The following is a 10,016-nucleotide window of genomic DNA, read 5'->3' on the forward strand; positions in this document are numbered from 1 at the left end:
GGCCTCCCCCCCGCGGGGAGGCCGGGCCCTCGGAGGGTGGATCAGGCCAGCGAGGCCATCCAGGCCTCGACCTCGTCGGCGCGGCGCGGCAGGCCGGCCGAGAGGTTCTCGTTGCCGTCGGCGGTGACCAGGATGTCGTCCTCGATCCGGACGCCGATGCCGCGGTACTCCTGCGGCACGGTCAGGTCGTCCTGCTGGAAGTACAGGCCGGGCTCGACGGTGAGGACCATGCCGGGCACCAGCAGCGCGTCGGCGTGCTCCTCGCGGCGGGAGTGGGCGCAGTCGTGGACGTCGAGGCCGAGCATGTGGCCGGTGCCGTGCAGGGTCCAGCGGCGCTGGAGGCCCAGCTCCAGGACCTTCTCGACGTCGTAGGCCGAGGCGTCCAGCAGGCCCCAGGCGAGCAGGCGCTCGGCGAGCACGCGCTGCGAGGCGTCGTGGAAGTCGCGGAAGCGGGCGCCGGGCTTCACCGCGGCGATGCCGGCCTCCTGGGCGTCGTACACGGCGTCGTAGATCTTGCGCTGGAGGTCGTTGAAGCGGCCGTCGATCGGCAGGGTGCGGGTGACGTCGGCGGTGTAGAGGGTGTGGGTCTCCACGCCGGCGTCCAGCAGCAGCAGCTCGCCGGGGCGGACGTCGCCGTCGTTGCGGACCCAGTGCAGCGTGGTGGCGTGCGGGCCGGCGGCGGCGATGGTGCCGTAGCCGACGTCGTTGCCATCGACCCGGGCGCGGCGCCAGAAGGTGCCCTCGATCCAGCGCTCGGAGGTGGCGACGGCCTGGCCGAGCTCGCGGACCACATCGGTGAAGCCCTTGACGGTGGCGTCGCAGGCGGCGCGCAGCTCGCCGACCTCCCACTCGTCCTTGACCAGCCGCAGGCCGCTCAGGAACTCCTTGAATTCGGCGTCCCGGTCGGCGTCCAGCACGTCGGCCAGGGTGTCCTCCAGGCCGGCGTCGTAGCCGCGGACGATCCGGGTGGGCACCGCGGAGTCCTTGGCGCGCCCGGCCAGTTCCTCGGCGGCCTTGCGCACGTCGCGCGCCGGCAGGCCGAGCAGCTGCTCCTGCTCGCCCAGGCTGTTGCGGCGGCCGACCCACAGCTCGCCGTAGCCGTCCAGCCAGAACTCGCCGTTCTCGCGGTCGGAGCGGGGCAGCAGGTAGAGGGCGAACTCGTGGCCGGCATCGCCGGTGGGCTCGGCGACGAGCACGGCGTCCTCGGTCTGGTCGCCGGTGAGGTGCACGTACTCGCTGGAGGCGCGGAAACTGTAGTCGGTGTCGTTGGAGCGCACCCGCAGGTTGCCGGCCGGGACGACCAGCCGCTCGCCGGGGTAGGCGGCGGAGAGCCGGGCGCGACGCTCGGCCGCGTACGGGGCCTGGGCGACCGGGACGAGGCCGTGCAGGTCGGTGTCGGCCCAGCCGGTCTTCATCGAGGCGGCCAGCTCGTCGGAGACCTCGCCGTACAGGCCGTTCTTGCGGCCCTTGAACTGCTGCGGCTCGTCGCCGCCGTCGGCTTCGGGGTTCTCGGCCACTGCGGGCGTGCGGTCCTCGGTCACGTGTAACGCCTCCTTGGGGTGGTACCGCCGCCCCTCGGGGGAGTGTCGGATCGCGACACGCGCGGGCGGCCGTGCGTCCATGGTACGGACGCCCGGCCGCTCGCCCGTTCGGGGTCGGGACGACTGTTCGGGGCGGCTATTCGAAGCGGGCCGCGAGCAGCAGCAGGTCGTCGGTGGCCGGTCCGGGCTCGGGGTCGGGGCAGACGGCCAGCAGGTGGGCGCAGAGCCGGTCCGGGTCGATCCGCACGTCGCGCGGGGCGTCGGCGGCGGCCCGGCGCAGGTTGGCCTGGCCGGCGTGCAGGGTCGGGCCGCAGCGGCGGGCCAGCCCCTCGGTGTAGAGCAGCAGGGTGTCGCCGCGGTCGGCGGTGAGCTCGACGCCGGGGGCCTCCCAGCAGGCCAGCATGCCGAGCGGGGCGGAGAGCGAGGTCTCCACGAACTCGGCGCCGTGCCGGCCGACCAGGACGGGCGGGCAGTGGCCGGCGCCGGCCAGAGTGATCCGGCGCTCCTCGGGTTCCACCCAGGCGTAGACGGCGGTGGCGGTGCGGGCCGGCTCGGTGGTCTTGAGCAGCAGTTCCAGGTCGCCGAGGACGGACACCGGGTCCTCGCCCTCCAGGACGGCGTAGGCGCGCAGCGCGGCCCGGATCCTGCCCATCGCGGCGGCCGCGCCGGGGGCGGAGCCGGGGCCCGCGCCGGGGCCGTCGCCGGAGACGGAGCCGACGGTGAGGCCGACGGTGCCGTCCGGCAGCGGGATGGCGTCGTACCAGTCGCTGCCGCAGGAGCGGTCCAGGCCGGCCGGGAGGATCCGGGCGGCCAGCCGCAGGCCGGCGGGCTGGGGGAGCCGGTCGGGCAGCAGGCCGCGGCGCAGCGCCTCGGTGGTGCGCCGGACCTTGTCCGCCTCCAGCTGCTTGGCGAGCAGCGGGGCGGCGATCCCGGCGTAGCGGTGGGCGAGCTCGCGCTGGCGCTCGGTGGGTTCGGCGGGTTCGTCGTAGAACCAGAGGGCGGCGGCGAGCGGGCCGTCCTCCTCGGTGGCGAGCGGCAGGCCGTAGCAGCCGCCGAGGCCGAGCTGGGCGGCGAGTTCGCGCAGCCGGGCGCCGGTGGCCGGGTCCTCGGCGAGGTCGGGGGAGTGCAGCCGTTCGGGCCGGTCCTGTTCGCGCAGCAGCCTGGCGAGCAGGCTCTGCTCGGGCGGGACGGTCTCCAGCGCGCCGAGGCTGGCGCGGTCGAGGCCGAGGCCGACGGGCTGGCCGGGCCTGCCGCCGGGCATCCGGGTGACCAGGACGCCGCGGCGGGCGCCGAGCAGGGCGGCGCCGGAGGCGAGGACGGTGTCCAGGGTGGCGGCGAGGCCGCGGGCGCGGGCGAGCTGTTCGGTGTGCCGGTGCAGGCTGGTGAAATCGGACAGTCGTCCGGCCAAACGGTCCTGCACCCCGGCGGCCGGTGCCGTGCGGACGTCCGCCGCGCCGTCCTGCGCGTCGGCGGGGCCGGGGAAGCCCGGTGGGTCGAGGACGGTCAGCCCGCCGGCGCTGCCGGGCTCGCCCGGCTCGGAGGGTGTCGACGACGACGGGTGGGACTCGGTCATGCCGCCACTCCTGACGTGCTACGTGCCATGCGGAACCCCCAGGTACGGCCGGTGTGGAGCGATGACGGCCAAAGGGCGCGTTTCGCCTCGATTCGCTACTACTCGTCATTGATCGACAGCAATGCCACCACTTCTACACAGGCCATTTGGGGCATGTCCAGATCCAGGACGACGCGGTGGCCTGTTCCACATCCGCGAGACCCGGTCGGGGGGCGCGTACGGCCTGGCCGCGCGCCGGTCCGGTCGGGAGGCATGGAGGGGACCGGGAGCGGGCAGAACGGAGGGGACGGACCCGGCGGCCGTCCGGATCGTATGCCCGCGCCGCCCGGGACCCGGGCTGGCCGGAAGTCTCTCACTCGTACGGTGGAACCAAGCGCGCCCGGGCGGCGTCCATCCGGTCGCATACGGGATTCTCGTTCCAGGGGCTGTTTCAGTGCGCGGCCCTTCTCATGTCGTGCTCCACACCGTGATCCACGTCGTCGCCGCGCCGCCCGCCATGCCGCCCGCCCCCCTTCGCGCCGCCGGGGCCGTGCCACCGCGGGTCCGCGTGACGAGTCCCGGCGGTGCCGACGGGCCGGAGCGAACCGAGCGGTCAGGGAAAGGAACGAGCGCCATGCGTGAGAACCCGAAAGATCCGTGTCCGCCCGCCACTCCCCACCACCCCGTCCAGGACGACGTCGCACGTCAGCGCCCTGCCCGGCTCGCCGCGGCCCTGACGGCCGCCGTCGACCACCGCTGGCCCGTGGTGCCGGGGGCCGTTCTGCGCGGCGGCCAGTGCTCCTGCGGCGACCAGGACTGCGTCGTGCCGGGCGCGCACCCGCACGACCCGTCGCTGCTGGCCGCCACCACGGACGCCCGGATGGTGCGCTGGTGGTGGGAGCGGCAGAGCCCGGACGCTCCGGTGCTGGCCGCCACCGGTTCGGTGGTCTCGGCGGTCAGCCTGCCGGCGGCGGCCGGCGCCCGGGCGCTGGTCTACCTGGGCGCGCTGCGGCTGCCGCTCGGTCCGGTGCTGGCGATGCCGGGCCGGTACGCGCTGCTGGTGGCCCCGTACTCGCTGGACGCGCTCGGCGAGATGCTCGCTCAACTCCCTTGGGTGCCAGGCTCGTTGCGCTACCACGGGGTGGACGGCTTCCTGCCGCTGCCGCCCGGCGGGGCGGCCGGCCGGGTGCGCTGGGTGCTGGCCCCGTGCCCGGACGCCGACGGCGGGGTGTGGCTGCCGCAGGTCGGGCCGCTGCTGGGCGAGTTGGTGGAGGCGACGGTCCGGTTGGACAGCGGTCGCTCGGCGTACTGATCCGCCGGTCCGTTCCCGGGCCGCTCGTCGGGGCCCTGCGGAAAACAAAAGATCCGGCCGCTGGCGACGGGGGATGCACCAGCGGCCGGACTCTTTAGACAGTAACAAGGATCCGCGCCCGCGCCAATTTCCAAGAGGCCCTGCCCGCCCGGAAATTGCGGCTTCATGGCGACAATGTGACGCGTATCACCCGGATCCCGGGCGCTTTAGTTCAAGGTGACCTGACGGTTCACCAGGTTCGCGCGGGCGCGCCGCTCCTCGGCGGTCAACGGGGTCTCGTCGGCGAGTACCGAGGCCAGCCGCTCGGCGAACTCGGCGGCCGGCTTCTCGCAGTCGGCGGCGGTCATGGCGAGCGGGAGGTCCCAGACCGGGACGGTCAGGCCGTGCGCGCGGAACGAGCCGACCAGGCGGGTGTCCGGGCCGAGCGAGGACTGGTCGGCGGCGCTCAACCGGGCCAGCGCGTCCAGCAGCCGCTCCTCGGGCACGGTCATCACCCAGCGCAGGTGGTTCTTGTCGGGGGTGCCGCACCAGTAGGCGGCGTCGGCGCTCGCCAGCTTCTCGGTCGGGATGGCCGAGGCGTTGGCGCGCTCCAGGGAGGCGGCGACCTCGCCGGTCGCGGTCTCGGCGTCCTCCAGCCAGAACTCGAAGCCGGTGTGCACGGCGGGCGTGAACGCGGCGTTGACGTCCAGCAGGTCCTGGAGCCGGCGTCCGCCCGCCTCGGTCCGGCGGGACGGCACCGGGTTGCCCGGCTCGGTGGCCAGCGCCAGCTCCAGGGCGTCCGCGAGGTCGCGGCTGAGGTCGCCGGAGGAGGACTGGGTCTGCAGGCCGAGCAGGATGGAGCCGTCCTGGCGGCGCAGGGCCGGCCAGGCCAGCGGCAGCACGGTGGCCAGGGTCACCGACGGGACGTCGCCGGTGGCGCCCTCGGCCACCCCGGCGGCCAGCGTCAGCGGCACCGTGGCGGCGGGCACCAGCTCGCGCAGCGCGACCCAGTCGGCCTCGCCCGCCAGGCCCTCGAACGGGCGGTGCACCAGCTCCTGCACCGCGTGCGAGGCCTCCCGGCCGTGACAGGCCTTGTACCGGCGGCCCGAACCGCAGGGGCAGTTCTCGCGGGCCCCCACCACGGGGACCTCGCCCGTGACGGCGGTGGTGGACTGACGCTGCGGCGCCTTCTTGGCGGCCTTCTTGCCCATGGTGCGGCTCTCCCGGGAACGGTGGTCCTTTGCTCCGGGCAGCCTACTGACGTTCCCCCGGCGCGCGGGCACGCGCCGGGCGGACGGGTGGGGGGCGCGCGTCGGTTCAGGCGCTGCGGGCGTCACCACCGGTGCGCCGGGCGTGCCGGGCCCGGGCGGGCAGCGCCGCCCAGACCGTCACCTCGCCGGGCGCGTCGCGCACGCCCCAGTCGCTGGCCAGCTGGCCGACGATGTTCAGGCCGCGACCGCCGCGCGAGGTCAGCGAGGGGCCGGCGGGCAGCGGCCGGGTGGTCGCGCCGCCGTCGGTGACCTCCAGGGTGAGCACGCCGTCGGCGTGCAGCTGCCAGCGGACCAGCACGCCGCCGTCCGTTCCGCTCCCGTGCTCCTCGCGCTCCCGGCCGCCCGGTGCGGGGTGCGTTCCGGAGGGGACACCGACCAGCAGCTGGTCCACCACCTCGGCCCGCGCGCCGCGCCCCAGGGCCCGCAGCGGGCCGAGCGGACGGGCGTACCGACAGGCGTTGCTCAGCAGTTCGGAAAGGATCAATACGGCATCATCAATGACCGGCTCCGGTATCTGCCGGTCGCCGAGATCTCGACGCAGTCGGCGCCGTGCGACCCCGACACTCGCCGGGCCGTGCGGCACTGCCATGGTCGATGAAGTCGGCACTTCACGCGCCACCATCAACGCCACCCCCGGACCTCCTTCAGCGTATGCCGAGGGAGAGATGCCCCTTGGTAATGCGTCGGAAACGACCGCCGGACGATCCCGCGAGGACATTTCAAGCGATTGCGACCGAGGGTGGACCTGAGGTCATTCCGTGCTCACCCTGCGTCGCCCCGGTGCATGAATTCCGGCAATAACGGGCCCGGAAGGTTTGACTGCCGACCAGAACGATCAGGTTGTGTCCGGGCTTTGCGGGTGGATTTGCGGGCGGCCCGCCGCCCGACGGCGGATCACCGCCCGAGCTGCGCCAGGACCTCGGCGGGCCGGTTGGTGATGATCGCGGACACCCCGAGCTCCAGGCACAGTTCCACGTCGGCCGGTTCGTCCACGGTCCACACGTGCACCTCGTGCCCCAGCTCGCGCAGCCGCGTCACCAGCTGCGGGCGGGCCCGCACCAGGTCGATGCCCGGCCCGGCGATCCGCGCCCCGCCCGGCAGCGGGGAGCCCGGGCGCAGCCGGCCGACCAGCGGCAGGGTCCGTTCGAACAGGAACACCCGCCGGTACTCCGGCGCCGAGGCCGCCACCCGGTCCAGCCCCACCGAGGAGAAGCTCATGATCCGGGCCGCGGGGCGCTCGCCCTCCCGGCTCGCGCCGATCTTGAAGCGTTCGAGCGTCCGCAGCAGCTCGGCCTCCACCCGGCCGCGGTAGCGCACCGGGTGCTTGGTCTCGATCGCCAGGTCCACCGGGCGGCCGCAGTCCACCACCAGCTCCAGCAGCCGCTCCAGCCGCAGCACGCCGCGCAGCTCGGGGTCGGTGCTGGGGCGGCCGGTCTTCCAGGCGCCGAAGTCGTACGCCTCCAGCTCGGCCAGCGTCATCGCCGAGACGGTGCCCTGGCCGTTGGAGACCCGGCCGATCCGGCGGTCGTGCACGCAGACCAGCTCGCCGTCGGCGGTCAGCCGGACGTCGCACTCGACCGCGTCCGCGCCCTCGTCGAGCGCGCGCCGGTACGCCGCCAGGGTGTGCTCGGGCAGGGCGTGCGAGGAACCGCGGTGGGCGATCACCTGGACGGGCGGCGTGGTGCGCGCCGCCGTCGAGGACGGGTCTGTGCTGGTCACGGGCCCCACGATAGGCGGCGGAAGTGACGCGCAGGCGAAGACGGCCCCAATCCGCGGGGCCGTCTTCGGTGCCGGTCGGTCAGCTCCGCGCCGCCCTGCGGGTCAGCGGGGTGAGCGCCCAGGTGACCAGGGCCGGCACCAGGAAGGCGAACAGCGAGGCCGACGTCCACTCCTGCGGGGTGAAGTGCAGGGCGTCCTGGGCGGAGGTCCAGAAGTCCGTCCACCAGCCGGCCACCGCGGTCGGCGCGATGAACTGGTAGACCGCGAAGCCCAGCACCCATGGCAGCAGCATCAGGCGGCGCGAGGGCGCGTCGGCGGAGAGGTTCCAGCCGTACCGGCCGGCGCCGAAGAAGTAGTCCACCGCCAGCACCGCCAGCAGCGGCACGAAGACCGAGCCGATCAGTCCGAGGAAGTTGGTGTAGGTGTCGGTGAACTTGTCGATCTGCAGCGCCAGCACGGTGATCAGCAGGCCGATCCCGCCGGTCAGCACCCGGCGGTCCACCTTCGGCAGCAGGTTCTGCACCGACATCGCGGTCGAGTACACGTTGGCGAAGGACTGGTCCGTCTCGCGCAGCACCAGCACCAGCAGGAACAGCCAGCCGGCCCAGACGCCGAGGAAGGAGTCGAAGATCCTGTTCGGGTCGCCGTCGGACTGCAGCAGGGCCATCAGGCCGAGCACGTAGCACCAGACCTGGGCGATCGTGTAGCCGGAGAAGCTGCCCCAGAACGCCGAGCGCGCGGTGCGCGAGTGCCGGGTGTAGTCGGCGGCCAACGGGACGAAGGAGATCGACACCGCGATCATCGCGTCGGTGGCGCCCAGGAAGCCGTGCCAGTTGCCGGCGCCCGGGTCGGGCACCCCCTGGCGGCCCAACTGGACGGTGAAGTACACCATCGCGACGGCGACCGCACCGGCCACGAAGCGGCGCAGCACCGCGATCGAGCCCAGCGGCCAGATGGTCAGCGCGGTGGTCAGCGCGCCCGCCAGGAGCACGAACAGCCAGCGGTAGCCGTCGGTGTGGGCGACGGTCTGCGCGCCCGCCGCGATCGTCAGCAGCTCGAACACGCCCCAGCCGACGCACTGGACGATGTTCAGCACCGTCGGGACGTACGACAGCCGGGTGCCGAACAGCCCGCGCAGGTTCGCCATCGCGGGCGCACCGGTACGGGCCCCGATCAGCGCGGCCACGCCGAGCATCGCGGTGCCGACCACGGTGCCGGCCACGATCGCGGTCACCGCGGCGGCCAGCGACAGCTCGCTGCCCTTGGCGCCGAGCACGGTCGCGGCGGTGGAGAAGCCGATCAGGCTGACGCCCAGGTTCATCCAGAGCGCGAAGTGGTCCCGGAAGCGCAGCGTGCGCGGCGGCTCGGTGTCCAGTACGAGCGGTGCCTCGGCACGCTCCGGGCGGTCCAGCACGGCGGTCGCCGTGTCGGTGGGGCCCGTGCGACCGCTGTCATCGCTGTCACCGTCGTGAGCGGTCGGGGACGGTTCGGGGAAACCCTTGGACGCGGGCGCGCCCGAAGAAGAGGATGGCGAAGCAGGCGACATGGCCGATACTCCCTACGCCGGCATTACCCGGACAGGTTCCGGCGGTCTGCGCCCCCTCGACGGTCCGCCCACGATCCCGTGGCGTACGGTCGACCAGCGCACTCTCAGCCTGGTCGGTCCAAGCTCCCGCGTGTCAGTTGTGAGCGACAGGCTAACCGGCCCGGGGGTGAACGCCAAGGCCACGGGTGTGCGGCCCGCATCGCGGGACGTCCGGCGGAGGTGGGGGAGCCTCCGGTCGTCGGCCTGGTTGTCGGCCTGGTCGTCGGTTCGGCCGTCGAGTTGCTCGTCGACTTGCTCGCCGGCTCGGTCGTCGGCGCAGGACAGCCTGGTCGGCGGCCCGGCTGTCGGCGGCGGCTAAGGATTCTTATGAGTTATTCAGAGGGGTCCTTACGGCAATCGAATCGGCAGTACGAAAAACTATGGTCCTTGGTTCTGTCAGCTATGGAGGTCGTTCGTGAGCACCGAGCGCGAGGTTGGGCCCACCGGGCCGCAGGGGGAGCAGCCCTCGGGCGGCCAGGCGGCGGCTGTTCCCGCTTCCGACGGCCACGCCTCGGGCGGGCACCAGCCGACACTGGCCTTCGGCCGGGTCCCCGAGCCCGCGGCCGCGCCGGCCGCCGAGGCCGCACCGGCTGAGGCCGCGCCGACCGAAGGCGCGCCGACCGATGGTGTTCCGGCCGAGGGCGGGTACCAGCCCACCGTGGCCTTCACCAAGGTCCCCGCGCCGGAGGCGGCCCCGCAGGCCCCGGCCGCGCCGGTCGCCGACGCGCCGGTCTCCCCGGTCGACGCCGCCACCGGCTACATCGACGCGCCGCCGCCGGTCCTGCCGCCCGCCCCGCCGGTCCCGGCCGCGCCGGCGGCACCCGTCGCACCTGTCGCACCCGTCGCCGAGAGCCCGGCCCTGCCGCCGGGTGCCAACCCGTACGCCACCCCGGCCCACGGCGTCCCCGCCGCCGGCCCGCACGACCCGTACGGCACCCCGGCCGCCCCCGGCGCGCCCGCCGCGCACCCCGCGCCCGGCCACCACCCGTTCGGCGCCGCCCCGCCGCGGGGGGGCGGGGGCGCCGCCCACGACGCCGGCGGCGGCGCGGGCTACCCG

7 protein-coding genes, 1 pseudogene and 1 riboswitch are annotated in these 10,016 nt (G+C 74.4%); of the genes and pseudogenes, 2 read left to right on the forward strand and 6 right to left on the reverse strand.

Annotated elements, in window-relative coordinates; genetic code table 11:
• Nucleotides 1–41: 41 nt before the first annotated feature.
• Both ACFV6I_RS33075 and ACFV6I_RS33080 read right to left on the reverse strand, forming a co-directional pair.
• Nucleotides 42–1,541, reverse strand: coding sequence for an aminopeptidase P family protein (locus ACFV6I_RS33075; protein ID WP_380429370.1), 1,500 nt, complete (start codon nt 1,539–1,541; stop codon nt 42–44).
• A gap of 136 nt (nt 1,542–1,677) precedes the next feature.
• Nucleotides 1,678–3,114: a PP2C family protein-serine/threonine phosphatase gene (locus ACFV6I_RS33080; protein WP_079135750.1), complete on the reverse strand. Its 1,437-nt coding sequence runs from the start codon at nt 3,112–3,114 to the stop codon at nt 1,678–1,680.
• A 613-nt stretch (nt 3,115–3,727) separates the two neighbouring features.
• Between ACFV6I_RS33080 and ACFV6I_RS33085 the strand changes: the two genes are divergently transcribed.
• On the forward strand, nt 3,728–4,405 hold the full coding sequence (locus ACFV6I_RS33085) for a bifunctional DNA primase/polymerase (protein WP_380339943.1): 678 nt from the start codon (nt 3,728–3,730) through the stop codon (nt 4,403–4,405).
• A gap of 206 nt (nt 4,406–4,611) precedes the next feature.
• Here the strand turns inward: ACFV6I_RS33085 and ACFV6I_RS33090 are convergent, their stop codons facing one another.
• The 4 genes from ACFV6I_RS33090 to ACFV6I_RS33105 all read right to left on the reverse strand — a co-directional run bounded on the left by ACFV6I_RS33090 (nt 4,612) and on the right by ACFV6I_RS33105 (nt 8,788).
• Complete coding sequence (locus ACFV6I_RS33090) at nt 4,612–5,595, reverse strand: DUF5926 family protein (RefSeq protein ID WP_063348567.1); 984 nt, start codon at nt 5,593–5,595, stop codon at nt 4,612–4,614.
• Between the two features lie 106 nt (nt 5,596–5,701).
• On the reverse strand, nt 5,702–6,373 hold the full coding sequence (locus ACFV6I_RS33095; RefSeq protein WP_347878539.1) for an ATP-binding protein: 672 nt from the start codon (nt 6,371–6,373) through the stop codon (nt 5,702–5,704).
• 176 nt (nt 6,374–6,549) lie between these two features.
• Nucleotides 6,550–7,374, reverse strand: a complete 825-nt coding sequence (locus ACFV6I_RS33100) for a glycerophosphodiester phosphodiesterase (protein WP_380429374.1) — start codon at nt 7,372–7,374, stop codon at nt 6,550–6,552.
• Nucleotides 7,375–7,453: 79 nt separating this feature from the next.
• A complete protein-coding gene (locus ACFV6I_RS33105) occupies nt 7,454–8,788 on the reverse strand; it encodes a cytosine permease (RefSeq protein ID WP_063348570.1) in 1,335 nt (444 codons plus the stop codon).
• Between the two features lie 124 nt (nt 8,789–8,912).
• A riboswitch (TPP riboswitch) is annotated at nt 8,913–9,060 on the reverse strand.
• 314 nt (nt 9,061–9,374) lie between these two features.
• On the opposite strand from ACFV6I_RS33105, the pseudogene ACFV6I_RS33110 reads away from it, so the two are divergent.
• Nucleotides 9,375–10,016, forward strand: a pseudogene (locus ACFV6I_RS33110) (hypothetical protein); the annotation flags it as partial.

The sequence above is a fragment of the Kitasatospora sp. NPDC059803 genome (assembly GCF_042732255.1).
Taxonomy (GTDB): Bacteria; Actinomycetota; Actinomycetes; order Streptomycetales; family Streptomycetaceae; genus Kitasatospora.

Coding starts and splice junctions, on each gene's coding strand:
- ACFV6I_RS33080 (WP_079135750.1), bottom strand. CDS start 3,114: ATGACCGAGTCCCACCCGTCGTCGTCGACACCCTCCGAGCCGGGCGAG.
- ACFV6I_RS33095 (WP_347878539.1), bottom strand. CDS start 6,373: ATGTCCTCGCGGGATCGTCCGGCGGTCGTTTCCGACGCATTACCAAGG.
- ACFV6I_RS33085 (WP_380339943.1), top strand. CDS start 3,728: ATGCGTGAGAACCCGAAAGATCCGTGTCCGCCCGCCACTCCCCACCAC.
- ACFV6I_RS33090 (WP_063348567.1), bottom strand. CDS start 5,595: ATGGGCAAGAAGGCCGCCAAGAAGGCGCCGCAGCGTCAGTCCACCACC.